This window comes from Rhodococcus koreensis (genome assembly GCF_900105905.1).
Taxonomy (GTDB): domain Bacteria; phylum Actinomycetota; class Actinomycetes; order Mycobacteriales; family Mycobacteriaceae; genus Rhodococcus_F; species Rhodococcus_F koreensis.
In genome coordinates this window covers 424,395-449,299 of record NZ_FNSV01000005.1, presented here as the reverse complement: position 1 = coordinate 449,299, position 24,905 = coordinate 424,395, and the positions used below count along the sequence as shown (strand labels likewise).

The 24,905-nt window shown below is 69.8% G+C and carries 29 protein-coding genes and 2 pseudogenes; 14 read left to right on the top strand and 17 right to left on the bottom strand.

Annotated features, from left to right (window positions below):
- Positions 1-44 precede the first annotated feature (44 nt).
- The 4 genes and pseudogenes from grpE to BLV94_RS06355 form a co-directional block, all read right to left on the bottom strand.
- A pseudogene (gene grpE, locus BLV94_RS06365) lies at positions 45-821 on the bottom strand (nucleotide exchange factor GrpE); the annotation flags it as partial.
- Positions 818-2,722, bottom strand: coding sequence for a molecular chaperone DnaK (gene dnaK, locus BLV94_RS06360; protein WP_072943865.1), 1,905 nt, complete (start codon positions 2,720-2,722; stop codon positions 818-820). The pseudogene grpE and the gene dnaK, both read right to left, overlap by 4 nt.
- A gap of 174 nt (positions 2,723-2,896) precedes the next feature.
- The gene (locus tag BLV94_RS51730) at positions 2,897-3,094 is read right to left on the bottom strand and encodes an alpha/beta fold hydrolase (RefSeq protein WP_337464691.1); all 198 of its coding nucleotides are present in this window, start codon (positions 3,092-3,094) and stop codon (positions 2,897-2,899) included.
- A complete protein-coding gene (locus BLV94_RS06355) occupies positions 3,013-4,146 on the bottom strand; it encodes an alpha/beta fold hydrolase (RefSeq protein WP_237724023.1) in 1,134 nt (377 codons plus the stop codon). The genes BLV94_RS51730 and BLV94_RS06355 overlap by 82 nt, the downstream gene beginning before the upstream one ends.
- Positions 4,147-4,616: 470 nt before the next feature.
- Between BLV94_RS06355 and BLV94_RS06350 the strand changes: the two genes are divergently transcribed.
- The 4 genes from BLV94_RS06350 to BLV94_RS06335 all read left to right on the top strand — a co-directional run bounded on the left by BLV94_RS06350 (position 4,617) and on the right by BLV94_RS06335 (position 6,820).
- Positions 4,617-4,814, top strand: coding sequence for a hypothetical protein (locus BLV94_RS06350; RefSeq protein ID WP_237720423.1), 198 nt, complete (start codon positions 4,617-4,619; stop codon positions 4,812-4,814).
- A 42-nt stretch (positions 4,815-4,856) separates the two neighbouring features.
- A complete protein-coding gene (locus BLV94_RS06345) occupies positions 4,857-5,363 on the top strand; it encodes a hypothetical protein (protein WP_237724022.1) in 507 nt (168 codons plus the stop codon).
- Positions 5,364-5,663: 300 nt separating this feature from the next.
- Positions 5,664-6,101 carry an Hsp20/alpha crystallin family protein gene (locus tag BLV94_RS06340; protein ID WP_007297531.1) on the top strand — a complete coding sequence of 146 codons (438 nt, stop codon included), beginning with the start codon at positions 5,664-5,666 and terminating at the stop codon, positions 6,099-6,101.
- Positions 6,102-6,397: 296 nt separating this feature from the next.
- Positions 6,398-6,820 carry a DUF2267 domain-containing protein gene (locus BLV94_RS06335; RefSeq protein WP_016881819.1) on the top strand — a complete coding sequence of 141 codons (423 nt, stop codon included), beginning with the start codon at positions 6,398-6,400 and terminating at the stop codon, positions 6,818-6,820.
- Positions 6,821-6,898: 78 nt separating this feature from the next.
- Here BLV94_RS06335 and BLV94_RS06330 read toward each other — a convergent pair whose 3' ends face one another.
- Complete coding sequence (locus tag BLV94_RS06330) at positions 6,899-7,354, bottom strand: DUF3052 domain-containing protein (RefSeq protein ID WP_016881818.1); 456 nt, start codon at positions 7,352-7,354, stop codon at positions 6,899-6,901.
- A 273-nt stretch (positions 7,355-7,627) separates the two neighbouring features.
- The gene (locus tag BLV94_RS49350; RefSeq protein WP_016881817.1) at positions 7,628-7,900 is read right to left on the bottom strand and encodes an ANTAR domain-containing protein; all 273 of its coding nucleotides are present in this window, start codon (positions 7,898-7,900) and stop codon (positions 7,628-7,630) included.
- Positions 7,901-8,093: 193 nt separating this feature from the next.
- On the opposite strand from BLV94_RS49350, the gene BLV94_RS06320 reads away from it, so the two are divergent.
- On the top strand, positions 8,094-8,522 hold the full coding sequence (locus tag BLV94_RS06320; protein ID WP_072943864.1) for a DUF6292 family protein: 429 nt from the start codon (positions 8,094-8,096) through the stop codon (positions 8,520-8,522).
- Between the two features lie 412 nt (positions 8,523-8,934).
- Here BLV94_RS06320 and BLV94_RS06315 read toward each other — a convergent pair whose 3' ends face one another.
- The 4 genes from BLV94_RS06315 to BLV94_RS06300 form a co-directional block, all read right to left on the bottom strand.
- Complete coding sequence (locus BLV94_RS06315) at positions 8,935-9,708, bottom strand: GAF domain-containing protein (RefSeq protein ID WP_051004150.1); 774 nt, start codon at positions 9,706-9,708, stop codon at positions 8,935-8,937.
- Positions 9,709-9,739: 31 nt separating this feature from the next.
- Positions 9,740-10,480 (bottom strand): ANTAR domain-containing protein, encoded by a 741-nt coding sequence (locus BLV94_RS06310; protein ID WP_237724021.1) that lies wholly within the window; start codon positions 10,478-10,480, stop codon positions 9,740-9,742.
- 80 nt (positions 10,481-10,560) lie between these two features.
- Complete coding sequence (locus BLV94_RS06305; protein ID WP_016881814.1) at positions 10,561-12,222, bottom strand: stealth family protein; 1,662 nt, start codon at positions 12,220-12,222, stop codon at positions 10,561-10,563.
- Positions 12,219-12,497, bottom strand: coding sequence for a hypothetical protein (locus tag BLV94_RS06300; RefSeq protein WP_016881813.1), 279 nt, complete (start codon positions 12,495-12,497; stop codon positions 12,219-12,221). The genes BLV94_RS06305 and BLV94_RS06300 overlap by 4 nt, the downstream gene beginning before the upstream one ends.
- 719 nt (positions 12,498-13,216) lie before the next feature.
- Here BLV94_RS06300 and BLV94_RS06290 point away from each other — a divergent pair.
- Positions 13,217-13,519 (top strand): hypothetical protein, encoded by a 303-nt coding sequence (locus BLV94_RS06290; protein ID WP_016881812.1) that lies wholly within the window; start codon positions 13,217-13,219, stop codon positions 13,517-13,519.
- Positions 13,520-13,567: 48 nt separating this feature from the next.
- Here BLV94_RS06290 and BLV94_RS06285 read toward each other — a convergent pair whose 3' ends face one another.
- The 4 genes and pseudogenes from BLV94_RS06285 to BLV94_RS06270 all read right to left on the bottom strand — a co-directional run bounded on the left by BLV94_RS06285 (position 13,568) and on the right by BLV94_RS06270 (position 16,520).
- A complete protein-coding gene (locus BLV94_RS06285; RefSeq protein ID WP_016881811.1) occupies positions 13,568-14,011 on the bottom strand; it encodes a hypothetical protein in 444 nt (147 codons plus the stop codon).
- Between the two features lie 451 nt (positions 14,012-14,462).
- The gene (locus BLV94_RS51485) at positions 14,463-14,585 is read right to left on the bottom strand and encodes a hypothetical protein (RefSeq protein ID WP_016881809.1); all 123 of its coding nucleotides are present in this window, start codon (positions 14,583-14,585) and stop codon (positions 14,463-14,465) included.
- A gap of 42 nt (positions 14,586-14,627) precedes the next feature.
- A pseudogene (locus BLV94_RS52050) lies at positions 14,628-14,991 on the bottom strand (WhiB family transcriptional regulator).
- A gap of 488 nt (positions 14,992-15,479) precedes the next feature.
- Positions 15,480-16,520: an IS110 family RNA-guided transposase gene (locus tag BLV94_RS06270; RefSeq protein WP_016881807.1), complete on the bottom strand. Its 1,041-nt coding sequence runs from the start codon at positions 16,518-16,520 to the stop codon at positions 15,480-15,482.
- A 661-nt stretch (positions 16,521-17,181) separates the two neighbouring features.
- Between BLV94_RS06270 and BLV94_RS06265 the strand changes: the two genes are divergently transcribed.
- The 3 genes from BLV94_RS06265 to BLV94_RS06250 all read left to right on the top strand — a co-directional run bounded on the left by BLV94_RS06265 (position 17,182) and on the right by BLV94_RS06250 (position 19,246).
- Positions 17,182-17,712, top strand: a complete 531-nt coding sequence (locus tag BLV94_RS06265; protein WP_167372138.1) for a GAF domain-containing protein — start codon at positions 17,182-17,184, stop codon at positions 17,710-17,712.
- A 24-nt stretch (positions 17,713-17,736) separates the two neighbouring features.
- Positions 17,737-18,968, top strand: a protein-coding gene (locus BLV94_RS06255) for an IS3 family transposase (protein ID WP_143051352.1) whose coding sequence is annotated in 2 segments (ribosomal slippage) — positions 17,737-18,055 and positions 18,055-18,968 — 1,233 coding nt in all. Because the reading frame shifts where the segments join, the coding sequence is not laid out codon by codon here.
- A 2-nt stretch (positions 18,969-18,970) separates the two neighbouring features.
- On the top strand, positions 18,971-19,246 hold the full coding sequence (locus BLV94_RS06250; RefSeq protein ID WP_072951091.1) for an ANTAR domain-containing protein: 276 nt from the start codon (positions 18,971-18,973) through the stop codon (positions 19,244-19,246).
- Between the two features lie 195 nt (positions 19,247-19,441).
- On the opposite strand, the gene BLV94_RS06245 is transcribed toward BLV94_RS06250, so the two are convergent.
- Entirely contained in the window at positions 19,442-19,942 is a 501-nt protein-coding gene (locus BLV94_RS06245; RefSeq protein WP_016881805.1) for a MerR family transcriptional regulator, read from the bottom strand.
- Between the two features lie 133 nt (positions 19,943-20,075).
- Here BLV94_RS06245 and BLV94_RS06240 point away from each other — a divergent pair, with 133 nt between their 5' ends.
- The 3 genes from BLV94_RS06240 to BLV94_RS06230 all read left to right on the top strand — a co-directional run bounded on the left by BLV94_RS06240 (position 20,076) and on the right by BLV94_RS06230 (position 21,714).
- Entirely contained in the window at positions 20,076-20,498 is a 423-nt protein-coding gene (locus BLV94_RS06240; RefSeq protein ID WP_029538863.1) for an Hsp20/alpha crystallin family protein, read from the top strand.
- A gap of 38 nt (positions 20,499-20,536) precedes the next feature.
- Entirely contained in the window at positions 20,537-20,881 is a 345-nt protein-coding gene (locus BLV94_RS06235; RefSeq protein ID WP_016881803.1) for a hypothetical protein, read from the top strand.
- Between the two features lie 380 nt (positions 20,882-21,261).
- A complete protein-coding gene (locus tag BLV94_RS06230; RefSeq protein WP_016881802.1) occupies positions 21,262-21,714 on the top strand; it encodes a J domain-containing protein in 453 nt (150 codons plus the stop codon).
- A 2-nt stretch (positions 21,715-21,716) separates the two neighbouring features.
- On the opposite strand, the gene BLV94_RS06225 is transcribed toward BLV94_RS06230, so the two are convergent.
- Positions 21,717-22,685: a hypothetical protein gene (locus BLV94_RS06225; protein ID WP_016881801.1), complete on the bottom strand. Its 969-nt coding sequence runs from the start codon at positions 22,683-22,685 to the stop codon at positions 21,717-21,719.
- Positions 22,686-22,905: 220 nt separating this feature from the next.
- A complete protein-coding gene (locus tag BLV94_RS49340; RefSeq protein ID WP_016881800.1) occupies positions 22,906-23,070 on the bottom strand; it encodes a hypothetical protein in 165 nt (54 codons plus the stop codon).
- A gap of 211 nt (positions 23,071-23,281) precedes the next feature.
- Between BLV94_RS49340 and BLV94_RS06220 the strand changes: the two genes are divergently transcribed.
- Positions 23,282-23,743: a hypothetical protein gene (locus BLV94_RS06220; RefSeq protein WP_371851622.1), complete on the top strand. Its 462-nt coding sequence runs from the start codon at positions 23,282-23,284 to the stop codon at positions 23,741-23,743.
- A 249-nt stretch (positions 23,744-23,992) separates the two neighbouring features.
- Entirely contained in the window at positions 23,993-24,226 is a 234-nt protein-coding gene (locus BLV94_RS06215; RefSeq protein ID WP_237724020.1) for a hypothetical protein, read from the top strand.
- Positions 24,227-24,905 lie beyond the last annotated feature (679 nt).

The following is a 24,905-nucleotide window of genomic DNA, read 5'->3' as shown; positions in this document are numbered from 1 at the left end:
CCGGTGTCCGGCGGTGAAGCTGAACCGGTGTCCGCCGGTGGCGGATCCGGGTCGGCCGGCGGTTCAGGGTCGGCCGAACTGGGGTCGGACCGGCTCGTGCCGGGTGCCTCCTGGGGTTCTGGTGGATCGTCGGGGTCGTTGTTCTCGTACTGGTCGCGGTCGATCACGGTGACCAACGCGGTCCGCAGCACCTTGTGCACACCGAAGGTGTAGCCGCGGCGCAGCACGGTGTCGACCACCAGGTCGGTGCCGTGGCCTTCGTGGCTGGCGGCCTCGTGCAGGGTGGGATCGAAGCGGTCCCCGGGTTCGCCGAACGCGGCCACCCCCATCCGGGCCAGGATGGTCCGGATCTTGCGGTACAGGCTGTGCAGGGGCTCGCGGGCGGTGTCGCCGTGCTTGCGGGCCCAGTCCAGGTCGTCGAGAACACCGAGGAACGCGGTGGCGACCGTCGCTTTCGCGTTCTCGGCGACCGCGGCCCGGTCCCGCTCGACCCGGTGGCGGTAGTTGGCGTACTCGGCCTGCAGACGCTGCAGATCGGCGGTCAGTTCCGCCACCCGGTCGGCGTCGGTCTGCCGGGACTCCGGCCGCGGGGCTCCCGGTACCCGGGGCGCGGTGCCCGCCTTCTCGCCCAGCGTCGGTTTCGCTCCTCGGTCCGTGTGCCGGGGCCGGGATCCGGGAGTGTCCTCGCGGACCCGGCCGGTGACCGGGTCGATACGGCGTCGGTCGGTGATCGCGATCGGTTCGCGGGGCGGCTGCCGCCCGTTTCCCCTGCCGCGACCGGCCTGTTCGGATCGTTGCTGCTCGTCGTGTGGTGTGTTCATCGGTGTCCCTCCCGGGGTTCGTCCACCACCTCGGCGTCGACGACCTCGTCGTCGGCGCCCTGCCCGTTCCCCGACGCACCCGCTCCGGCGGCCGCGCTGGCGCCGGCGCCGCCGTCGCCCCCGCCGCCGTCGCCCCCGCCCGTCCCGCCTTCCGAGGCGGCCTGGGCGGCATAGATGGCCTGGCCGAGGGCCTGGGACTCGGTGCCCAGTTTCTCCACTGCGGTCTTCACCGCGCCGATGTCGGTGCCGGCCAACGCGTCCTGGACGTTCTTGATCGCGGACTGGACCTTGTCCTTGACGTCGGCGGGCACCTTGTCCTCGTTGTCCTTGATGAACTTCTCGGTCTGGTACACCAGCGACTCGGCCTGGTTGCGGGTCTCGGCCTCCTCCCGGCGGCGGCTGTCCTCGGCGGCGTGCGCCTCGGCGTCGCGGATCATCCGGTCGATATCCTCCTTCGACAGCGCCGACCCTTCCTGGATCCGGATCGTGTTCTCCTTCCCGGTGCCCTTGTCCTTCGCGGTCACGTGCACGATGCCGTTGGCGTCGATGTCGAAGGTGACCTCGATCTGCGGCACCCCCCGCGGGGCCGGCGCGATCCCGGTCAGCTCGAACGAGCCGAGCAGCTTGTTGTGCGAGGCGATCTCACGCTCACCCTGATACACCTGGATCTGCACCGACGGCTGATTGTCGTCCGCGGTGGTGAAGGTCTCCGACCGCTTGGTCGGGATGGTGGTGTTGCGCTCGATCAGCTTGGTCATCACCCCACCCTTGGTCTCGATACCGAGCGAGAGCGGGGTGACGTCGAGGAGCAACACGTCCTTGACCTCACCGCCGAGGACACCGGCCTGCAGCGCGGCACCGACGGCGACGACCTCGTCCGGGTTGACACCCTTGTTCGGTTCCTTCCCGCCGGTCAACTCGCGCACCAGATTCGTCACCGCGGGCATCCGGGTGGAACCACCGACGAGCACCACGTGGTCGATGTCGCCCACGGAGATCTTCGCGTCCTTGATCACCGATTGGAACGGGGCCCGGGTGCGGTCCAACAGGTCGGAGGTGATCTTCTCGAACTCGCTGCGGGAGAGCTGCTCGTCGAGGAACAGCGGGTTCTTGTCCGCGTCGACGGTGATGTAGGGCAGGTTGATCGACGTGCTCTGCGAGGAGGACAGTTCGATCTTGGCCTTCTCCGCGGCCTCCCGCAGTCGCTGCATCGCCATCTTGTCCTTGGTCAGATCGAATCCGCTGCTCGCCTTGAATTTGTCGGCCAGCCACTTCACGATCCGGTCGTCCCAGTCGTCACCACCGAGGTGGTTGTCACCGGAGGTGGCCCGGACTTCGACGACGCCCTCGCCGATTTCGAGCAGCGAGACGTCGAAGGTGCCGCCACCGAGGTCGAAGACCAGGATGGTCTGTTCCTTTTCGCCCTTGTCGAGGCCGTAGGCCAGGGCGGCCGCGGTGGGCTCGTTGATGATCCGCAGCACGTTCAGCCCGGCGATCTGGCCGGCTTCTTTCGTGGCCTGACGCTGGGCGTCGTTGAAGTAGGCGGGGACGGTGATCACGGCGTCGGTGATGTCCTCACCCAGATACGATTCCGCGTCCCGCTTGAGTTTCATCAGCACCCGGGCGCTGATCTCCTGCGCGGTGTAGTTCTTGTCGTCGATCTTGACATGCCAGTCGGTGCCGATTTCCCGTTTCACCGACCGCACCGTCCGGTCGACGTTCGTCACCGCCTGGTTTTTGGCGGGCTGGCCGACCAGCACCTCCCCGTTCTTGGCGAATGCCACCACCGACGGGGTGGTGCGTGAGCCCTCGGAGTTGGCGACCACCACCGGGTCGCCGCCCTCGAGCACGCACACCACCGAGTTCGTGGTGCCCAGGTCGATTCCCACCGCCCGTGCCATGACGTTCCCTCCTCACACCCCGGGCGCACCGTCGGCGCACCCGCCGAGCCCTTCCGTTGACAGTTCAATTTTCTCTCCTTACAACAACCTAGGTCAAGAAAATATGCCGCAAACACAGTATGTTTTCTCCAGCAAATTCAGGGACCGGGGGAGCGTCTTGCCGGCGGTACCGTGTCAGGCGGTCGCGGCGGTGCGGGGGTGGCGGGCGGTGCGGGTGAGGAAGTCGTCGATCAGGGCGCCGGTGGCCTCGGGCCATTCGAACTGCGGCAGGTGCCCGCAGTCCGGCAGGGTCACCGACCGCACCTGCGGGGCGGTGGCGGTGAGGTGGTCGGCGAAGCGCGCCGGGACGAGGGGGTCGTCGGCGCCCCACACGCACAGGGTCGGCACCGCCAGCTGCGCCACTCGGTTCCACAGCCCCGGTCGCCGAACGGTTCGTCCAGGTAGAGGCCGAGGGTGGCCGACCACAGGGCCCGCCGGTGGCCGGTGTCGCGCAGGGTGAGCTCCCATTCGTCGGCGGCGGCGTCGAACCAGTGCCGGGGCACCCGGTCCGGGTCGGCGAACAGGGTCCGGTAGGCGCCTCGGGTGCCCTCGTGCAGCAGCCGGTGCGGAAACGCGATCGGCAGCCGGGCGAGATCGGCGGGGATCCGGCGGGCGAGTGCGGTGAGTTGCCGCCGCCGGAAGGCCAGCGCCGGGCACAGCAGCACCAGGGAACGGACCTTGTCGGGGTTGCGCAGGGCGAGTTCGAGGGCGAACCGGCCGCCGAGCGAGTGCCCGATCACCGCACTCGCGGGTGCGTCGACGGTGTCGAGGAACGCGCGCAGCCAGCGCTGCAACTGCACCGGGTCGTAGTCCCAGTTCGGTGCCGCCGACGACCCGAATCCGGGCAGGTCTGGGGCCAGTACCCGATGCTCGGTGGCCAGGTCGGCGAGCACCGGCAGCATTGACGCGTTGGTGGCACCCAGGCCGTGCAGCAGCACCACCGGCGGCCCGCCGGGGGGACCGGCGTCGAGGTAGCCGGTGCGCACCCCGAACACGGAGGTCTCCCGGACCCGGGCCCGGGTCGGCAGGTCCGCCGCTGGGGCCAGGACGCCGCCGAGGGCGAGCACCGTGCTCATGCTTCCCCGCACCCGCAGTGCCCCGGTCAGGAACGCGGACACCAGGCTGCACCGCCCGGCCAGCAGCGCCGTCACCGCGGCCGGGTCGGCGGTGATCGTGGCCGTCGGCCGCGCCGGAATTCTGGTGTCCACGCTGACCGTGCCGAACCGGGTGCGCACCACCCACCGGCCACGGCCGACGACGTCGAACACCACGCTCACCTGCCGGTATGCCAGCACACCGTCATGCACCGCGGTCGGCAGTGCCGCCGCCAGGGCCCGGCCCACCGCGTCATCCCACCGCTGCAGCGAACCTTGCGTCCGTGTCACCCCACCGGGTCATCTCCTCTCCTAAGTAAACGGTGATTTTCTCGTACAACAACGATCGGCACCGAAATCCTTCCCTCCCTGTGGGGCAAAAGTGGGTGCGGTAAGGCACTTTGGCGCCGATCTGATATCGCAGCTTCCCGACAAATGTGATCAGTGAATCCCACTGCATAGGTGCCCGTCCGGGCCGGCCGCATCGATGTCGTGGTGCACCCGCGTTCAGACCGGGAGCCGGCTGGTGGTGCCCGGTCCTGGCGGCCCACGGCAGCCGTCGAGTGCTCACCGCATGTGGCCGCGGGGCAGGCGGGTGCAGCCGAATCCGCGGACATTCTCCACCTACCTACTCGGAGGCAGCCGCTTCGATATGGTGAGATTTTCTCCTTCATTTGCGGTAGATCTAGTGGCATAATGGAACCGCCCTGGCAGGGTCGGGCGGACGGCGCCCGCACCACACGGAGTCGGGGGTGGTGGCGATGATGACGGACGAAACCCTGGTGGCACTGAAGAACTACGAATACCTGATCCTCGCGCACGGCTGTGAGAACGTCAGCCTGGTCTGGCACACCGATTCGGTGGTGTTCGGCGACGACGGGTGGGCGGACATCGACATGCTCACCCGGCCGGGATTCACCCCGGCCACCGAATGCTTCGCCCGCCGCGACGAGGACTGACCGTCCTCGCAGCGCATCCGGAACGACACAGGAGCGCCGCGGGTGTGGGCATCAGCATCTTGGCCGGGTGTGGCGGTTCCCGGTGTTCGAGGAACCGCCCAGGCCCGGTGCGCCCCCCCGGCTTGGGCGGGCGCCCTGGGGGCGCTCGCCCGGGATTTGCGGTGCTGCCACCGCCGGGGAACGGTGCGCTGGGACGGGGTGTGCTGGGAGCTGGCGATACACCAGGACGGGGTGCTCCTCGCGTGGGATCCCGCCCCACCCGGCAGCGCACGGCCCGGTGATCGGCTCGGCGAGATCGGCGGGGGTCGGCAGGTCCTCGGTCGCGGCCTGGCCCCGCAACTGCCGGCGGTCGAGGCGACCGTATGGGTGGCCAACACCGTGCAGGCGGCGCTGCTGCGGCAACTGCGGGTGCCTTGGCCCTGCCGCGACCAGGCCGCGGTGTGGGTGCCCCGGATCCGGGATCGCCACCCCTGCTGGGTCGATCCGCACACCGGTCGCACCGTCGCGGAAATCGGCGAACTCACCGCGGTCGGCACCGACACCCGCTGACGCCGGCGGTGTTTGCAGGCGGCAGCGGGTCTTCCTCGGCCTGTTCGCGGACCTGTCGATCACCGCGGACTCGGTCTGCACCCGGTCGCCGCGGACCCCACATCCCCGCCGCCGACACCGGACGGCCGGGGCCACCCCGGCCGTCCGAGCCTCCGCCGCCCGCCGAATTTCGCCACCGATAGGGCGGTTTCGGAGATCTGGGGTTCGGGTACCAATCATGGTGCAGCAGAACCACCCCCGGGCGGTCCATGCTCGCCGGGGGAGGAACAACACACAGCGGTAAGTGGGAGGTGTCGCGGCATGGCTGCACCTGCGAATCGCGGCGGTGGAGAGTCCGGGCGGTGGGACCCGGTCGCCGAACGTCCCTTGCGGGACTCGATGTCGGGAGCCCCGTTCGGCGGCGGGCAGACCTGGCGGCCGCTGGCGGATGTGTCCGAGACCGACGACGGCTACGTGGTGGAGGTGGAGGTGCCCGGCGTCGCACGCGAGGACCTCGACATCACCCTGTCGGCCAACGAACTCGAGATCAGCGGCGAGTTCGTGGAGAAGAAGAGGGCGGGGTGGTTGCGGACCCGCAGCCGCACCCGCCGCACCGGCAGCTTCGAATTCCGCACCCTGTTGGCCCGCGACGTCGATGCCGACAAGATCACTGCCACACTGGCCGACGGTGTTCTCACCGTCACCATCCCGAAGACCGCAAGCGTCCGATCGCGGCGCATCGAGGTCACCACCGACTGACCTTCCGCCGCCGTTCCCGTCGCCCACCCGGACACCGGGAACGGTGGCACCCCCGACACGGACCCTCCGGGGACGGCCGGTCGAGGGTGCCGAGGCGGTCGGCATCGCCCCGGGAGTGCTGTTCCTCCTGGCGCTGAGCCCGCCGGGCACCTCCGGCTGCGCGGCGCTGACCAACGGCCCCTGTCGGTGCGAGGAGGCGGCGGGGGTGGATCGGCCGACGTGCGAGCAGCACCTCGAGACCGAGACGAGAAGAACACACAAGAAGAACAAAGGAGAGCACAGAAAGGACACTGGTGATGGACGACACCGAATTCCTGTCACGGGTCCGCGAATACGGAGAATACGACAGCCTGGGGGAGGCCACTCGGGTGACGACGGTAGTGCTCCGGAAGCTCGGGGCGCGGCTGTCCCCCGGAAAGGTGCGAGCCCTGGGCGCGCAGCTTTCGCCCCTGGCGCGCGACGCGCTCGGCCCCATCGAGGACGGACGGGCCGCACCCGACTACGGGATCGAGGAGTTCCGGCACCGGATCGCCCAAGCCCTCGACGCCCACCCCACCACCGCCGAATGGGACACCAGCGCGGTGCTGGCCACGGTGGCCCAGGCCGTCGACGACAACTGCCTGCACACCGTCCTGGGGTCACTGCCCGAGGGTTTCGCGCCACTGTTCGGCCGCCCCCGAAACGGTGTGAGCACCCCACCACCCCCAGAGATGGGGTGAGCACCCGTCCCCGGGGGCGCTGGATGACCTCGGGCTCGTCCGGGTGACATCGTCACTCGGCGGGATCCCCTGTGCCTGTCACCACCGGGCAGGCTGGCGAGCCGAGGACGACCGTGCCCGTGGGGCGGGTGGGCTGGACTGGGTGAGCCGGGTCCCGAGCCAGTCGCGCCTGTCGCTCCGGGAGGTGACGTGCAGCCCGGCGAGGTCGGCGGCCTCGATCACCTCCGCCGGGTCCACGTGCTCGGCTCGGGCGGGCTTCGGTGTCATCAACCACACGAAACCGGTGCCGGACAACGCCGTGCGGGCGGTGATCAGCTCGTCGGTGAGGTCACCGTCGCCGCTGCGCCACCACAGCAGCACCGCGTCGACCCTCTCGCCGAAGTTGTCGTCGACCAATGCGCCCCCGAGGATGTCCTCGATGCGTCGACGCAGGTCCTCGTCGACGTCGTCGTCCCATCCCAGTTCCTGCACCATCATCTCCGCGGTCAGGCACAGGTCGGTGGACCGACCGCCGGCGTGCCCCGCCGTCGACATCGCCCAACTCCTTCATCTCGTGTGGTCGTCGACTCCCGGCGCACGCTTGCCGGGGTCGTGGTTGTCCCGGTGGGCTGGGTGGCCCATCAACCGGAGTGAGCGCCCTATCGGTCACTGCGACTGGTGGGCCCTACCGCGAATCACGATGTGTCCGAACGAACCCCGACGGCAGTGCCCGTAGAGTATCCGCCTACCCGATCACCGAAACCCGCGAGATGCGGATCCGGGGACCAGGTGGCCGAGCGCACAACTCCACACGGTGCTTCCCGGGGTTCAGGGCCGCAACAGTGCGCCCCATTCGGTCCGGGCTGCGCGGGCGGCGGCAGGCTGGGGTGCCTCGTTTCCGCTGGCGAGCGCGACCAGGGCCTCGGCGAGGGTGAAGACGGACACGCCGTGGCGGCGGGCGGCGCTCACCAGTTCGTCGAAGGCGTCCGCGGCCGGGATCCGGCGGATCCCGATCAGCACCCCCTCGGCGGTGTCGAGGGCGCGGGTACGCGATCCCGTGCCCCGGGGATGGGTGAGGGTGTGACTGTGCAATGCCGCCATCGAGGACACCTCCGTCGAAGTCTGGGAGCGGATGTGTGTGGGTCGTGCCCGATTGGGCCCGATCCCAAACATCGCCCTGCTCCCTCCACGGGCGGACCGAGGGCCTGCGGTCGTACGGTTTATCTGCCCTGACCAGTGTCGAGGGGTAGTTTCGAGCTCACCGTGGACGGGTACGTGTTCCGCGACGGAGGAAGTGTTCACGATAAGCAGCGGCGTCGGTGCCGGCGACAACCCCGACAGCAACGCGTACGTGTTCGCGGTCGCACGGGCATTGAACGCCGAGACGATCCGCAGGTGGGACGCGGTCACCTTCGATGCTGTGGTCGTGCTGTCGAAACAGTTCCGGTACTACAGCGGCCGCCACGTCCTGATCGCCTGGAACCGGTATTTCGGGTGGTCTTTGGGAATCGAGGGTCAGCGCGCCGATCGGGTCCTGATCATCGGCGGGCTCGGGATCGGCCGCCGCCCGGCACCGGAGGCCATCGCCGACCGCACCGACGAGCTCGTCGCGGACCTGCTGCACCTCGAATACCGTGACCGGGAGGCCTTTCCGGTCCCGGCACTCATCCACAGGCTCGACAGCGACACCGGACCAGTCGATCGCGGGGCGCCCGGTTGGTGACGAACGTATCCGGTCGCCGACGGTTCCCCAGACGATCGACGGCGATATCGCCGGGGCATGGGACGCAAAGAAGAGGAGGCTGGAAACATGACGACGATTCCGCCGCGTCCCGGCCCCGAGGCGGCGCTGGCGCTGCTCCGCCCTGGCCGACCGTGCGGCCCGCGACGAGTGCGCGGGCATCCTGAGCGCCTGGGAGCGATCCGGAACCACCGCCGACCACGACGAGCTGGTCCTCGAACGCGCTACCCGCGACCTCGACCGGACGGCGGGTGCCGGTGACCGTGCCGCGGCCCGGGTGCAGGCGGTGGTCGACGGCGCCGCGCACGGACGCTCCGACCCGGAGTGGCCGTAACCGGCCGCGACGGGTCATGGCCCGGACGTGGTCCTGTGGGACCAGCGCAGTGCCTGATGATCAGGGGTGCGGGGCTTGTTGTCCGGGTGCGGTGTCGTCGACGCCGGTCAGGTCCGCCGGTGCCAGCGAGCCGGTGGTGATGTGCTGGGCGAGGGCGCGTAGCGGGGTGTGGTGGGTGCTGGCGTGGTGTTCGAGCAGCGTCCGGGCCGCGGCCGGGGTGATGTGCAGGGTGCGGCGGTGAGTCCGACCGCCTGGTCGACGTGCACACGGTCGTGGATCAGGCCCAGGGTGCGTTCGGTGAGTTTGGCACGGCGGTGGGCGGCGTCGTCGCGGATCAGGTGCATCACGGCCGAGGCCGCGAGGACCGCGGCCAGTCGCCGGTCGTAGTCGGTGAACTCGCGGACGGTGGTGCGGAGCAGGTTGAGTCCCCCCGATGGCGTGGCCGTCGAGGAGCATCGGGATCGCCAGTACCGCACGGTAGCCCAGGGTGGTGGCGACGTCGGTGAAGTCGGGCCAGCGCCGGTGGGATTCGGACAGGTCCGGGACCTCGAGCGGGGTGCCGGCGGCGACGGCGTCCAGGCACGGGCCGTGCTCGCCCTGGGTTTGCAGCAGTTCCACGATCCGGGCGCGTTCGTCGGACGCGGCGACGACTGCGACACCGCCCCGGGGGTCGACGACCAGGACGCCGGCGGCGGCGAGCAGATCCGCGCTGGCCGCCGTGATGTCGGCGATGGCGGCGGCCGTGGGGTCGGTCGCGGTGTCGGCGAGGTGCGTCGTGATCGCGGACAGCACCTCGACCAGGTGGGCCTGGGTGTCCGGGATGTCCTCGATCATGCGTGATCTCCTTCTCCCCGCGGCGGGGTGGTCATTCGTTGAGCTCGTCGACGTCGATCCGGTCGGACAGAATGTCCCCGGCCAGGTCGAGGATCGGGCGACCCAGCCGGAAGGCGTGGGCGCGCAGCCGCAGGAGCGCCTCGTCGAGGCTGATCGACAGGCGGGCGGCGAGTATCCCGGTGGCCACGTTCACGTCCTGGTAGGAGCCAGTTTCCCGGATCCAGTCGATTCCGGTCCGCTCGGCGTGCTCGGCCTGCTCGACCAGGGCCAGGGTGATCAGGTCGACCAGCACGGTGGCATCGGCGACGGCGCGGGCGGCCAGGGAGCCGGTCCGCCGCCGGTAGAAGGTCATGGTGCCGAGCCGGATGGCGCCGATCCGCAGCGCGAATGCGAACACCGCCGCCGCCCCCACCGCATGAGCGGTGTCGGCGAATCCGGGCCACCGCTCCTCGTGGTGGCTCAGATCGTCGACCAGGATGGGGCTGCCGTCCTCGAACGCCTGCACCCCGGGGCCCTCGCCGAGGGTGTACTGCTGCTCGTCGAGCCGCCCGGCCCAGTCGTCGCTGGCGCCGAGCAGGTCCTGCGCCCGGCCGGTCGCGCGGAGGGTGAGCGCCGCGGCGTCGATACCGGCCAGTTCGGTCACGCACAGCCGGCACACCTGCTGCGCCCACCGGTGTTGTCCGGGCGTGCCCGCCTCGTCGGCGATCGCACGCCACAACGACTGCCGTCGCCGTTCCTCCACGACCACCCTCACCACCTCGACCGCTGTCACCTTTCACCCTAAATCCCGTCCGGTGACCGCGGAGCCGACGGGAGAACCGGCAATGGGCCGGGTGGGGTCAGGGGTGCCGGTCAGCGGGGGTATCCGGTTTCCCAGGGGGCCGGGATGGGGTAGTAGCGGTCGAGGAACTCGGTCACCGTCGCGGTGCGCACCGCAAGGTCGACCTCCGGGGTGCTGCCGTCGTTGAGGCAGAACATGTCCTTGTTCCGCTTCGCCAGCAGCGGACCGAGTGCGCGCAGGCCCGCAACGGTGGTGGTGTCGACGTAGCGGACCTTGGCGGCGGTATGCGGCACGGCGCGGCCGGTGAGCAGGGCGTAGTAGTGGTAGAGCGAGTTCGTCACCGAGATGTTCTCCGCTGCCCGGAACGGGCTGGCCGCGGTCGCGGCGAACTCGCGGGGGAACTGCTCTTCCATCTCGGCCATGACCGATCGGCGCAGCGGCACCGGGGTGTGTTCGAGATGACGGGTGATCGTCACCCCGAAACGTTGTTGCAGCAGCACCCGGTTGACGCGGGCGGCGTTTTCGAATCCGCTGCGCCGGGGACAGTTACGGCCGAGCCCGATGCGGGTGCCGGACTCGATGAACCGGCTCACCGAGCCGGCGGTGAAGAACAGCTGCGGGGCGACCGCCCGTCCGAAGAACATGTCGTCGTTGGCGTAGAGGAAGTGTTCGGCGAGACCGGGAATTCGGTGCAGCTGCGATTCGACGGCGTGGGAATTGTGGGTGGGCAGCACCGACGGATCGGTGAAGAATTCCTCACTGCGCACCACGATGACCCGAGTGTGGTCGGCCAGCCATGCCGGTCGCGGGGAATCGGTGGCGACGAAGATTCGCCGAATCCACGGCGCGTACATGTGCACCGACCGCAGCGCATACTTCAGTTCGTTGATCTGCCGGTACCTGGCCGGGGAGTCGTCCCCGTCGCCGACGACGTAATTGCGCATCCGCCGTGCCCGCTGCACCTGCCACCGGGTGTCGCTCCCGTCCACCCAGGAGAACACCAGGTCGATCGGAAACGGTACATCCGCCGGATGCAGGTCGAACATGCCGGCCACCGTCGGCCAACTCCGACCGTCCCGCTCGATCACCGCGGGGACGGCCTCCCGGCGCGCCATGACGGGGCGGGTCAGCGCGTTCGCGGCCGGCGCGGCGATCTCGTCGTCGGTATACGACCACAACTCGACCTGCACCGCCCCCTCGGCCCCGTACCGCAGCCCGCTGACCGGTTCGAGCCGCGGCCGGAACAGCCGCAGAATCCGCGCCGCCGGGGTGTGCGACAGGGTCCCGTCCGCGATCAACCCCGGCGCCCGGCCAGTCCCAACGGCCTTGACGTAAAACGGCTGATCCGCGCTGGCTGCCACCAGCGCCGTCCGCAGCGCCTGACGGTCGGCCCAGTTCACCGCCAGCACCGGGCGGGTGTGGTTGCCGCGGACGAGGAGGTAGCCGATTCCGGCGTCGTCGAGCACCGATCGGACGAACAGCAGATCCTCGGCCGTCGCCTCGTGCGGCGTGGTCGTCGAGATCCTCAGACCGTAGCGGCCGCCGAACTCCACCACCTCCGACCGGTTGTGCAGCCGGCAGGCCGCCGGCACCGCCGGCACCGGTGGCCCGGTCAGCTCCCCGCCGCGGCCGAGGAGCGTGTGAGTACCGGCCGGCCGGGTGTCCCCACCGCGCGGGCCGGGCGGGGTGTCGGCGGTGCCGGTGCGGGACGGTGATCGGGTCGGCGTGCTCATCGGACCGAACCGGCGGCGGTTCGGGCGCGCGGGACGAATTCGAACCAGGCACTGGTGCCGCCGCGAACATGCGGTTCGGGATAGCACAGGGCCAGACCCCGCTCGTCGAAGGCGGTGAACCACTCATTCCACTGCAGATGCTTCAGTTCCGTGGCGACACCGAGGAAGTCGATCCGCAATGCGCCGGACCCGTCCCGTGCCGGGGCGCCGTGATGCGCCTGAATCCATCGGCGGATCTCGTCGTGATCGGTGGTGATATGCGGTGACGTTGTCATCGACTTCGCCCCTTCCTCGCGTCCCGGGAACAAGTTGCCACGAAATACCCTCCGCTCCGGCACTGTGAGCGGCAACGCACACACCGAGATGCGGAAAAATCCGGCTGCCCAACGACTCCGGCCGGTCTTGCGGGTGTGCAGCGCCCGTGAGATGACCGATCGCCCGCGACTGCTCGGTGTCGGGGCGTGTTTCGGCGACCGCCGCGGCACGCAGGGCGCGTCGAGCCCGAGGCCGAGAATGTCGTCCCGGGTTCGACGCCGCTGAACGTGCACCGGCGGCGGGAAACATCCCGCGGTGGGTCCAGTTTTCGCGGCGCCGCCCTCGTCTTTTCGGGGACGGCAGAATCCGATCATAACGAGAACGGCGCTGCGCTGGCCAGGGCAGAAGGTCCTCGAACAGGCACTTCCGAGCGACCCGACCGCGCAGACGCCGAACTGCTCTCCGGCACCGTCGAACTCGCGGCAGGCACCCGATATCCTCGGGCAGGCAGGCGATGTCGGGAACCGGCTCGGTGTGCCACACCACCGTGTGCTGCGTTTCGAACCCGGTTGCGGCTGGGTACCCTACCCGGTATCGCCCCGGACCCCGGCGAGGATCCCGCTGGGTGCCCCGCCGCTCCGGGAAGGACGATTGGCTCCGGTCCGGATCCCACCCCACACCCCGTGCCCTACCCCGGGCGCTGCGCCGCGCTTGGTGCCCGAGTTGAGGAAGAACCGAGATGACTGTGCACAATCTGACCACCCGCACCGGGAGCATCGTGCTGCTGGGCGCCTTCACCGATCCCGCCGACCGGGACCGCTGGTCCACCGTCACCGGATGGGCCCGCGGGCACGACGTGGAACTGGTCGACACCTGCAGTGAGGACGCCCTGGTCGTCATCGCCACCGATGACGTCCTCGACGGCCTGTGCACCCCGGACGAGGCGCAGACCCTGCAGGAAGTGCGCCGCCGCGGGATCCCCTGCGTCGGCCTCGACGACGCCGCCCGGGAACTGTCCTGCCTGCACCGACCCACCCGATAGCGCAGTCGTCACCGCCCCAGATGCCTCGGCGCGGCTGTCAGGGCGCCGTCACAGGTTGTAGTCGAGCAGGTCGTCGAGCCAGAGCAGGGCATCGACGAGCATCCGGACCCGCTCCGGGGCGGCGGGGCTCTGCGGCGCCCACGGCGGCGGCGCGTGGTCCGCAGCGAGTGCGGCCAGCACCCGGATCCGGAGGCTGCGGGCCTGCGCGGACAGCGACGTCGGCTCGGACCACAGGTCGGCGCCGGTGAGCAACTCGAACACGAACGACTCCCCGTCGCCCTCGACTCCGACCCGGTCACGCAGCGGAACGCCGAGCTGGGCGATCAGCCAGAGCATCACCGGATGGAACAGGGCGGCGTGCCGGCCGTGCGGGCAGGCCACCGCGCAGATCTGGGTACGCGCCGCCGGAACGTTCCGTTCGCCGACCGCCTGCAGCAGCTGCCCGGCGATCCGGGATTGCGGGGTGGTGGCGTGGGCGTGGTCCGCGGTCACGGCCCTGTGGTGCCCGTCCCCGGACGCGGGCGTTCGGTCGCCGCAGGGGGAGGCCCAGAGGTGCGCAGGGCCGCGACGAGGGTACCGAGAATCCCCACCCCGGTCGGTGGGGACAGGGCGGGCGGTGCGGGGGTGGGCCGGTTCAGGTCGAACGAGAATGCGGTCGCAGGAAACCACATGACGAATTCTCCCAACACTGTTCGCAGGCTCAGGAATCCGGCTGCGCGGCGGCGGGTCTGGGGGACGGGCGACCGTCCCCGCGCGAGCACGGGCGAGTCGAGGTCGGGCGGTTCCGCGAGCTCGCTGTTGAACCCGCGGAACCTGAAAGCGGCACCGTACCGGTCCGCTGCCGCTCCTGACTTCGAGGTTGCCCGCCGGACCTGCCCGCAAACACCGCGCATGTTCCGGTATCCCAACGATTCTCAGGAGGATGGGGTGTCTCGAGGCAGGGTCAGCGGAACCGGGGCGGCGGTGTGCCCGGGGGTGCGGTGGTGTGCTCGAGGTAATGCTGCAGTGCGCGCGATGCGGCGAGCCCGGGGACGATCACCAGGATCAGCAGGGCGATGTTGGTCATCGATGGGTCCTCTCACGGGGTCGGGAATGGTAGGTGTCGTGGTCACGTCGGTGCGGGCGAGGATCGGCGCCTCTCACGGCGGCGGCCGCGGCGGCGGTGGCGGGTCCGATCGGCCTCGCTCATGCCACCCCAGATCCCGTAGGGCTCACCGGCGGTGAGCGCGTGATCGCGGCAGACGGTGCGCACCAGGCGCTGCGCGCACAGTTGCCGCGCCTGCTGTTCGCGGTGGACGCGAGCGGAGCTGCGTTCGCCGTCGCCGCGCCTGCTGTTCGCGGTGGACGCGAGCGGAGCTGCGCTCGCCGTCGGGGGAGAAGAACATCGCCGTGCCGGCGCCGTGGCAGGACCCGTGGCGCTGCCAGTCCCAGTCGGCGGGGCGGGGCCGGGTGTGACGGTGCGGGGAGGTCATGGATCCTTATCTGTGATGCGGACCCCCGTAAAGGTGGGATCCGTTGGTTATTTGGGGACGTTTCCGGTGTTTGCCCTCGCCGTCGCCCGTGCCTGGCCGCGGGGGACCGCAGCCGGGGATCAAGGTGGAGCGCCCGCAGCGCAGCGAGGACGAACGACCTTGATGTCGACTGAGATCCGCCGCATGCTGAGAGCCCGGGTCGACGAGGGCAAACACGTGTGGTTCAGGCCTTGGGCGCCTCCCGGTGTTCTGGTCGGGGATCCGCCGTGTGTGGTGGCGCGTGCCGGCGCCCAGCCTTATCTGGGTCCACGGGCGACGAGCCCGGTGACATGATGATCGATGGGGTGCCCGGCATGCCGGGCCGACAAGGGTGCGGCCGCTCATTCTTTCCGGGACGCCGCACCCCGGGCGGGGTGGCGTCAGGATCCTGGCGGGAGCCGACCGCAGGCATCAGGTGAATCATGGGCAGGGCACGCGCACAGGCCATGTCAGGCGACCTCCCGTTCGATGACCGGCGCCATCGCGACCTCGCCCAGCTCACGCAGGGTGTGGTAGCAGCGGCGCAGCAGTTTCCGTTCCACCGCCAACGCGGGCCGTTTGCCGTCCAGCACGGCGGCCACCTTGTGGTAGTAGGCGTAGTCGGGGGATCCGCGGCGGGCGGCACACCGGGCGGCCTCGAACGCCGCCCACCGCAGCTCCGGCGAGCCCTGCCGGGACAGGTGCCCGGGTGAGCGTTTGCCGTCCGAGGAGTACACGGTGATGTCGAGTCCGGCGAAGCGCACCACCTGGTCGGAACTGCGGAACCGGCGGGCGTCGCCGATCTCGGCCCAGATGATCACCGCGCAGAGCCACCCCACTCCGTAGTGGTCGGCCTGCAGCGCCCGGCAGCCCGGCTGACGGTGCGCGAACGCCATCAATTGTGTTCGCAGCGAGTCGATCTCGACGGTGAGCGAGTCGATCGTGCGTAGTGCGGTGTCCACGTACTGCCGGCCCGCGAACGACAACTCGGCCCGGGCGAGCCCGTCGCGGCCGGCCCCGGTCAACAGTCCGGTGATCGGCGGGCAGCCCTGATGGAACAGCTGCGCGTGGATGCGCTGCTGCCAGGCCCGGCGCTCGTCCATCAACGCGCAGTACAACCGGCCCAACGTCCGGGCCTCGAGGACCTGCTCGGGCGGGATCCACGACCGCGGCAACCGGTCCTCCAGCAGCAGCGTGCGCAGCAGCCGGGCGTCGGCGCGGTCGGTCTTCGCGCGTTTCTTCGGGCCGCGCAACCCCGCGGTCTCGGCCGGGTCGGCCAGCTGTGCCGTCGCCCCGGCGGCGGTCAGCTCCTCCACCACGTACCGCCACCCGGTGCAGCCCTCCACCGCGATCTCGGCGTCCCCGCCGGGGCAGTGCTCGGCCAGCCAGGCCCGCAGCGTGTGCCGCGTCGCCGGACGGATCTGCCCCCACCGCACCCGACCGGTGTCGGTGTCCACATAGTCGAAGGTGATCTGCTGCCGGTGCACGTCGAACCCGCCTACGATAGTCATTGGGACCTCCTCAAGCTCCCGAAAAACTCTGACGCCACTATCGTGCGTCCGAGCTGAGGGGGTCCTCATCACATGTCATCTTTCGGGTGCTCGGGTGCTCGGGTGCTCGGGTGCTCGAGTGCACGCGACGGCCGGTGCGCCGACTTGGGGTCGAAACGTGGTGTGCGAGGCGACCCCTCGACGCAGCGCACACCACGACATCGGTCGAGGTGTGCGTGTCGGGACAGCGAAAGAACACGCAGAGATCGATCCCCGAGTTCGGGGCGTCAGGGGGCGCGTGTCGCCGACTCACCAACCATGTGCGGCGGACGATGCCGGTGCGCCGACACCTGGCTCGAGTTCGGCGGGCATGGGACGACATCGCGGACGCGAAGGACGGCCCACACTCTCGGGGCCTGTTCCGCGTCGCTCGCCACCGGGGTCCGGGGTAACGAGGTTCCGTTCGTCACCGGGGTCCGGGGTAACGAGACGTGCTCCACATGATAACGACACGCTGGTCGGTTTCTCCAGACCCGAACCCGTATTCGTTCCCGGTGACCCCGGCGGACCTGGTTGAATCCGTGTCGGTGTGGGTATCTCGGGGACGAGAAGAGACGGACGATCTCGGCTTCGGTCCTGCGGTGGAGAAATGGGTGGGCAGACCGGGGAGGAGGTGGGGGCCGTGTATGAACCGGCAGCGTATGTGGCAGCCCTGAGCCGGATCTTGCAGATGCTCGAGGAGCCGTCGCCGATCGGGGCGATCGTCTCCGAGCTGACCGAATCGGTGCGGTCGGTGTTCGGTCTGGCCGGGGCCGCGGTGCTACTACCCACGGACGGCGAGTTGACCGTGACCGCGGCCGCGGCGCCGGTGCAGGGACTCGAACGTGCCCAGCAACGATCCCAGCGCGGCCCGGCCTGCGAGGCGCAGCGCCGGGGTGCGGTGGTGGCGGTGGCGGACCTGGCGCAGGCGCGGGGGCGGTGGCCCGAATTCGTCGCCGCCGCGCAGCGGATGGGGATCGCCGCCACCGCGGCGGTGCCGTTGCGGTGGGACCGGCAGACGCTGGGATGTGTGGATCTGCATGCGGTCACCCCACGCCCGTGGTGCCCCGGCGATTTGACCGCGGCCGCGGTCCTGGCCCGGGTGGTCGCCGGGCATCTGGCGACCGATGGGGGTTCCCCCTCGAGTGTGGACATCGTGAACACTGGATCGTGAAGGTCCAGAGGAAGAGATTCACTGATGGTCATGAAGGCGTACTCGGCTGAGTTCAAGGCCGATGCAGTCGCGTTGTACCTGTCCGATCCGAGCCACACGTTCGAGGGCATCGGCAACGACCTGGGAGTCAGCCGCGAGACCCTGCGCAACTGGGTGCGGGCCGAACGCAAACGCACCGGTACCTCCACGGCCGAGCTCCGGTCCAGCGGGGCGGAGCGGGCGGTATCGCCGGGCGAGGTATCGTCCGAGTCCGTGTTGGAGGAAGAGAACAGGCAGCTCAAGGCCCAAATCCGGAAGCTCGAAACCGAGCGGGAGATCCTGCGGAGGGCAGCAAAGTATTTCGCGGGCGAGACGTCTTGGTGAGCAGCCACTTCCAATTCGTCGACGACCACTGCGACACCTTTCCGGTGAAGTGGCTGTGCCAGATTCTCGAGGTCTCCCGCTCGGGTTTCTACCGGTGGCGGGCCTCCGCGCCGGCCCGGGCCGCCCGCGCCCACTCCGATCAGGAGCTGGCCGAGCGGATCCGCGCCATCCATGCCGAATCCGACGGCACCTACGGTGCCCCGCGGGTGACCGCTGAACTGCGCGATGCCGGGATCGAGGTCAATCACAAGCGGGTCGAGCGGGTGATGCGTGAGCACGGGATCGTCGGGGTGCATCTGCGCAAACCGGTCCGCACCACTATCCCCGCCCCGGATGCGGCCCCGGTTCCGGACCTGATCCGGCGGGATTTCACCGCGAGCGCCCCGAACACCAAGTACGTCGGCGACATCACCTACCTCCCGGTGGGTGACGGTGAATTTCTGTATCTGGCGACGGTGATGGACCTGGGCTCGCGCCGGTTGGCGGGGTGGTCGATCGCCGATCACATGCGTACCGAGTTGGTCACCGATGCGTTGCGGGCGGCGGCGGCCTGTCGCGGCGCCGCAGGGCTCGACGGGTCAATTTTCCACTCCGACAACGGATCTCAGTATGCATCGGCCGAGTTCGCCGACCTCTGTCGCGAGTTGGGGGTGACGACATCGCGGGGCGCGGTCGGAACGTCGGCGGACAACGCGGCTGCCGAGTCGCTGAACGCGACGCTGAAACGGGAGACGCTGCAGGGCCGGAAGCGCTGGAACAGTGCGGGTGAGGCACGCGCCGCGGTCTTCCGTTGGATCACGCGATACAACACCAGAAGGAGGCATTCGAGCCTGGGCCAAATCTGCCCGGTCGAGTTCGAACGGCGATCGGCTACGCTGGCCACCGCCGCATAAAAATGGGTGTCCACATCTCGGGGGGAACGCCCGATGCCACCCTGCGGAAGCGGCAACAGTTGACCGAGCAACTCGAGAATGCGCTGGCATCCCGGGTGGTGATCGAGCAGGCCAAGGGCATCATCGCCGCCGAGGGCGCCATCACCGTGGACGAGGCGTTCGACCGTCTACGCCGCCATGCCCGCCGGCACCGCACCAGCGTGCACGAGGTCGCGGGGGCGGTGGTCGACGGCCACCTGCACATGACGCCCGCGCCGCCGGGGCAGGCGCCTCGCTGACCCATCCCGCCGGCCGGCCGGTTTTCAGGTGCGACCTGGGTGAACGGTGCTGTCCACCGCCGCAGGTGCGGCGTATTCTCGACGGTGCTCCTCGAAAACCCTCCACCGAGTCCTGGGTTCGAGGAATTTCGGCCCCGACGTAACCCCCCGACGCCGGGGCCGGATCATGCAACCGTGATCCACCGGTGGGCACGGTCAGTGGTGGTCGCCGGTGGCGCGTTGTCGGGACGGGCCGTCCCGCAGTCGCGTTCGCTGCCCGGCGGCCGGACGCCGCCGGCGCCCGGGCCGGCCGGTCTCCGGTTGCGATGCCGCCTCACCGGTGGGGCCGGTGTTCGCGGTGTCGTCCTCGGCGCCGGATGCGGTGTTTTCGGCACGTAGTTGGGCGTTGTCCGCTTCCAGGCGGCGGTTGTCGCGCTCGAGGTCGCCGGTGCGGGTCTCGAGGTCGAGGACCCGGCCGATGCCGACGAGGTTGACGCCGGCCTCGATGAGTTCGGCGATGCGTTTGAGCCGGGCCAGGTCGTAGTCGCTGTAGCGGCGGGTGCCCCCGCCGGTGCGGCCCGGGGTGATCAGCCCGTACTCCTCGTACAGGCGCAGCGCCGCAACCCCGAACCCGGACAGCTCTGCGGCCACCGAAATGCCGTAAACACCACGCACCGACGGTGATTCGGCCTCGGGCTGCTCGGACTTCTCGGACATTTTCGTGCTCCGATCGGGAATTTTCTCGCACAGTCTCTTGTCATAGTCTACGACAGATGCTATAACGAACCTACAGCATCTGCTGGAAGTTTACCTGATGGGATGAAAGGATTTCTGGAGGTAGGTGGACATGATGTTGATGCGCACGGATCCGTTCCGCGACCTCGACCGTCTGACGCAGCAGATCCTCGGCACCGCGGCCCGACCGGCAGTGATGCCGATGGACGCCTGGCGCGAAGAGGACCGGTTCGTGGTGGAGTTCGATTTACCCGGTGTGAATGCCGACTCCCTGGATCTGGACGTCGACAAGAACACGCTGACGGTGCGCGCCGAACGGGCCGCACTCGACGAGAACCAGGAAATGGTCGCCGCCGAGCGCCCACGCGGGGTGTTCAGCCGGCAGCTGTTCCTCGGTGAGAATCTCGACGCGGACAAGATCGAGGCGAACTACGACGCCGGAGTGCTGCGGTTGACGATCCCGGTCGCGGAGAAGGCCAAGCCCCGCAAGATCGAGATCAGCAGCGGACATTCCGAGAGGAAGGCCGTCAACGCCTGACACGAGGTGAACAAGGTTCGGGAGGGGGTGAGCAGAAGATGACATCGGCGAACATGGTCGCAGAGGTGAACGCCACCGACACAGAACAGCGCCCCGAACGCGAGATGATCTGGCCGTGGCACGAACTCGAATACGCACAGCTCGTGGCCGATTCGGACCGCATCCTCGCCGACGCGCTGACGCCGCAGGCCGTCGTCCTGCTCCACCGGGTGGCCACCGCACCGGCCGGCCCGCCGCGCCCATCCCCTCCCACATCGCCGGGGTGGACGGTGACGGCCCCGCCGGCTCCCGGAATCCGGGCCACGCAGCGCTCACCTCCGAGACCGAGAAATCCGATTTGTCCACAGTCGAGCACAGTTGGTCGTCGAGCACGAAAGGGGTGATGAACTCAGACGAGTGCATCCGCTGACCGGGTTCGCCCGCCGCCTCTGTCACCTGTCATTGCCTTTCCGCGCGGCGCGGCGAACCCCGCTTTCGAGCACACCGCCCGGCCCCGCCGACCCGCCGAGTGAGAAACCGGACGGCGCCGACCGCCGATCCGGCAAACCCATGCTCGGGGTGTCGGATTCGACCGGGGCGCACCGCCATTGACTGGCAGACGGTAACCATCGGCCGTGCCGGGCGGGCAGTGCCCACCCGATAGGCGTGACAAGCGGGGGCGGGCCCTTCGTGCGGGTCGGGCCCGCCCCGCCTTGGTGGTTCCGGCATCCCGAGCCCGGGACCACCTTTCTCGTGCACCCGGCACTCGAAGGGGACGAGGGTGATGGCCACCGAGCAGGATCCGTATCGGGTGCTGGGACTGTCCTCTGCGGCGTCGCAGTCCGAGATCGCCAGCGCCTACCGGCGACTGCTGCGCGAACACCACCCCGACACCCGCCCCTGCGACCAGCCCGCCGACCCGGCCGCGGACGAGCAGCTCCAGCACATCCTGACCGCGTACGCCCTGCTGCGTGACCCGCAGGCCCGGGCCGCCCACGACCGGGAAGCGACCGACCGGGAAGCCGCCCGCCGGGCGGCGGCCGAGCGATTGGTCGCCGAACGATCGGCCGAGCGATTGGCAGCCGAGCGGGCGGCCGAACCCCGGGCCCGCCCCGGGCGAGCGCCGCGGGTCCCGGTCCCGCCGGGGATCCGCGTGATCGTTGTGGGCGATACCCCACCCCCGCCGCGGCCACCGGCGACCGGCCTGTGGATCGGACCGGTCCGGCGTCACCGCTGAGATCAGTTGATGCCGGCGACTTCCTGGGCGATGGCGGCCAGGCGGGTCTGGGCGGCGGAGACGACTCCGTGCCGGTTCTTGTGGGCTTCCTCGTACGCCACAGCGGCACGGATATCGGCGGGATCGGTCAGGTCCTTGACCGCGGCGACGGCCTGCGGGACGGTGAGGTCGTCGTAGTCGCCGATCGGCAGCTCACCCGGTTCGAAGACACCGGCGGTGGTGCGGGCGGAGTGGATCGCCTCGGCCACCGCGGTGGCGCCTTCGCGGCGGGTGATTTCTTCGGCGGTCTCGAGCGCGGCGTCGCGGGAGGCGGTTAGGGTTTTGACGGCGACGTCGCCGGCGTGCGCGCCCCGGCCGAGCAGTGCCTCGAGGCGGGGGCGGGCGGCACGGGCGGTGTCGATCGCCCGGTCCAGACCCCGGGTGGACCAGGACACCGGGGTGTTGATCCACCGGACCGCGGTGCCGGCCGCGGCCTGCATCGGGGTGCGCCGCAACGCCGCGGGACCGCCGAGGGCGTCCTCGGCGAGCACGATGGTCAGCCAGTCCACGGTGGCCGAATGCGCGGTGATCAGCCGGAACGCCAGGTTCTCGATCTCGGTGCGTTTGGTGGCGGCGGCGAGGGCCTTGAGGTACCGGGCCCGGTCGAGGAGCTGGTGTTCGAGCGCGAGGTCCCCGAGCAGGGCCTCGTCGAACGGCTGGGCCTGGTCGGTCACCGCCTTCACCGCCGCGGCCGCCCGCCCGACCAGCGGACCGACCACGTCGGGGAGCCCGCCGAGGTTGCGGATCGCCGCCTCGATCGCCACCGCCCGGGCGCGGGCGTTGTCGGCGTTCTCGGTCAGCTCGCGGCGCACCGCGTCGGTGCGGGCCTGGGCGATACGGGTCTCGGCGATCTGGATCTCGGTGTTGGTCAGCTCGTGGATCGCGCGCAGCTGCGCCAGCAGGGTGGCGGCGGTATTCGGGGTCGAAGCCATCAGGGCATCACTCCTTCACGAAGAATGGTTCGGATCGGGATCTTCGGTACGCGGTGCCCGCACTGGCACCGCTGGCAGGACTACCCCACCCGGCGCGGGTGTAACCCGCAGCAGGAGGAAGCGCGCGTGTAATGCGCCGGACACGTGCGGACACTGCGTGGCCGGGAAACTGCCACTCACCATCCGGGACGTGCAGCCGGCCCCGGATAACCGGAACCGATCATCCCCAAGATGGACGAAAGTCCTCGAACCGCAGCAACATTCGGACGGTGTGCGCCTCCACCAGGGTGGTGTAGAAGTCGACTCGACGGACCTGCTCGTCGGTCGCGGTGGCCAGATCCACCCCGAGGAACCTTGCGACGGCGTATCGCACGTGCCTGTTCACGGGTTCTCCGCCTCACCGTCGGTCGGCGGTGGCAGGTTATGCCGGCTGCTGGGTCGGCGCCACCAGGCCGGATCCGCCGACTTCGTCGATCGTTGTCCCTCCGGTACAACACCGGCGCGGGCGATGGTCTTCCACACCGGGCGGGCGGCGAGCACGGGAGGGGCGTGCGGATCCGGGTGGAGGTGGCCGGGGCGGCGAACCCGGTGCGACCATGGGATATGGCGCGGAACCGATGGCCCGGGATCGCCCCACCTGCCTCCGGTGGTATGGCGGTGCGCGGCCGCTGACCGGAGTGACCGCCTACCCGGCCGGGGTGGCACTGTGCCTGGTCCTGGTGGCCACCGGCATCCCCGCCGAACTCGCCCGCCACGAGACCCGCCCGCTGACCGACCCTCACGACCGGTCCGCGCACTGGTCGTATCTGCGGGTGCGGGTGAGGATGGACGATCAGCCCGGGGACGCCGACCCGTACGAACCGGCGTCGTGTACCTCGTCCCCCGGACCGCCGGACCAGTACCGCACCCTGCTACTGGATCCCCGGCTGCCCGCGCACCGGGGCCCTCACCCTGACCACCAGCTGGCACCAGATCGGACTGCCCGTCTCCGTCGACGTCCTCGACCTCGGGGTCAGCCCATTCTCCACCGAATCCGGCTGACCACCGAGACGAGGTAATCACCGAACACAACGGATGCGCACTGTGGGGCCGAGACGGCGACCGTCGCCGAAAAATTTGGATCTGTCGACTCCACACCGTTCCACAGTGCTCCTTTGATCGCACGGGAGTCGCCCTCTCACCTGCTGGTGAAACTGGTTGTGCACGCGGGCCGTCGCTGCGTCGCGCACCCTTGTCGCGGACGCCGGTTTTGCCGGACACCGGTCCGGGGTACGTGGGGACTGGGGTTTCTCGAGGTGGTGATTGCGGTGCCCGATTCCTACGCCGACGTCGTCGAGCGGTTGTGCGGCGAGTTCGACGGCCGGGTACCGCTGCCGATGGTCACGCAGATCGTGCGGCAGTGCTGCCGCGAAGCGAGCAGCGCCGACTCCCACTTCCCGGCCGATCCGACTCCGCGCGGACTCGAAGGCCTCGCGCGGCAACGTTTGCAGGCCGCGGCGACCCGCGGCGGGACGACCGGCAGCGGAGACGAAACCTCCTGAGGCACTCACTCCCCGCCGCGTCCTGGTTCGGCGGCACCGCCGCCACACCAGTCCCCGCTGATTCGGCGGTTCGCCTTCACCTACCGGCCCCCACCCCGAGTCCCCGAGTACATCAGCTACGTGAATCTGTGTCGCGGCTCGGTCCCACCGAACGGGCTCCTCACCCGCACTGGCGGTGGCCGGCCCACGACACCATCCCTGCGGCTGCTCACCGCGGTCGCGGTAGCGCGATCCTCGTGACCGGACCCAACTGGAACACCGCGATTACCCCGCACGTTCCGAATGTTCCTGCGCCCGTGCCGAACACTCGCGACGATCACCGGTACCACTGGAGGGGGCGGCAGGTCATGGTGACGCCAATCATCGTTGTCCCGGGGAGAACAGCCACTGCATTCGGGGAGAACATCCGGTGCCGTGTGCGGCTGGGCCGCACGGGCAGGAAGATCGGTCGATGATCGAGGCTCACCAGTGTCCGAGGTTTCCCTGCCACAGCGCCGAGATGACGGACAGGACGATGACCAGCGGATAGTACAAATTGAGCACCGTACTCACCTCCGGGAAAAGGGGGACGGACGAGCGGTTGTCGCCCTTGCCGGAGTGCGGGTACCCGCTGGGCCGACGAGTACGCGGGCCCGTGTCCGCGAATGAGTCGATGGCTCCACCGCCCGACAGGGTGACC

Coding starts and splice junctions, on each gene's coding strand:
- dnaK (WP_072943865.1), bottom strand. CDS start 2,722: ATGGCACGGGCGGTGGGAATCGACCTGGGCACCACGAACTCGGTGGTG.
- BLV94_RS06350 (WP_237720423.1), top strand. CDS start 4,617: ATGATGACGGACGAAACCCTGGTGGCACTGAAGAACTACGAATACCTG.
- BLV94_RS06340 (WP_007297531.1), top strand. CDS start 5,664: ATGGCTGCACCTGCGAATCGCGGCGGTGGAGAGTCCGGGCGGTGGGAC.
- BLV94_RS06335 (WP_016881819.1), top strand. CDS start 6,398: ATGGACGACACCGAATTCCTGTCACGGGTCCGCGAATACGGAGAATAC.
- BLV94_RS06330 (WP_016881818.1), bottom strand. CDS start 7,354: ATGTCGACGGCGGGGCACGCCGGCGGTCGGTCCACCGACCTGTGCCTG.
- BLV94_RS49350 (WP_016881817.1), bottom strand. CDS start 7,900: ATGGCGGCATTGCACAGTCACACCCTCACCCATCCCCGGGGCACGGGA.
- BLV94_RS06315 (WP_051004150.1), bottom strand. CDS start 9,708: ATGATCGAGGACATCCCGGACACCCAGGCCCACCTGGTCGAGGTGCTG.
- BLV94_RS06305 (WP_016881814.1), bottom strand. CDS start 12,222: ATGAGCACGCCGACCCGATCACCGTCCCGCACCGGCACCGCCGACACC.
- BLV94_RS06300 (WP_016881813.1), bottom strand. CDS start 12,497: ATGACAACGTCACCGCATATCACCACCGATCACGACGAGATCCGCCGA.
- BLV94_RS06290 (WP_016881812.1), top strand. CDS start 13,217: ATGACTGTGCACAATCTGACCACCCGCACCGGGAGCATCGTGCTGCTG.
- BLV94_RS51485 (WP_016881809.1), bottom strand. CDS start 14,585: ATGACCAACATCGCCCTGCTGATCCTGGTGATCGTCCCCGGGCTCGCC.
- BLV94_RS06270 (WP_016881807.1), bottom strand. CDS start 16,520: ATGACTATCGTAGGCGGGTTCGACGTGCACCGGCAGCAGATCACCTTC.
- BLV94_RS06250 (WP_072951091.1), top strand. CDS start 18,971: ATGGGTGTCCACATCTCGGGGGGAACGCCCGATGCCACCCTGCGGAAG.
- BLV94_RS06245 (WP_016881805.1), bottom strand. CDS start 19,942: ATGTCCGAGAAGTCCGAGCAGCCCGAGGCCGAATCACCGTCGGTGCGT.
- BLV94_RS06240 (WP_029538863.1), top strand. CDS start 20,076: ATGTTGATGCGCACGGATCCGTTCCGCGACCTCGACCGTCTGACGCAG.
- BLV94_RS06235 (WP_016881803.1), top strand. CDS start 20,537: ATGACATCGGCGAACATGGTCGCAGAGGTGAACGCCACCGACACAGAA.
- BLV94_RS06230 (WP_016881802.1), top strand. CDS start 21,262: ATGGCCACCGAGCAGGATCCGTATCGGGTGCTGGGACTGTCCTCTGCG.
- BLV94_RS06225 (WP_016881801.1), bottom strand. CDS start 22,685: ATGGCTTCGACCCCGAATACCGCCGCCACCCTGCTGGCGCAGCTGCGC.
- BLV94_RS06220 (WP_371851622.1), top strand. CDS start 23,282: ATGGGATATGGCGCGGAACCGATGGCCCGGGATCGCCCCACCTGCCTC.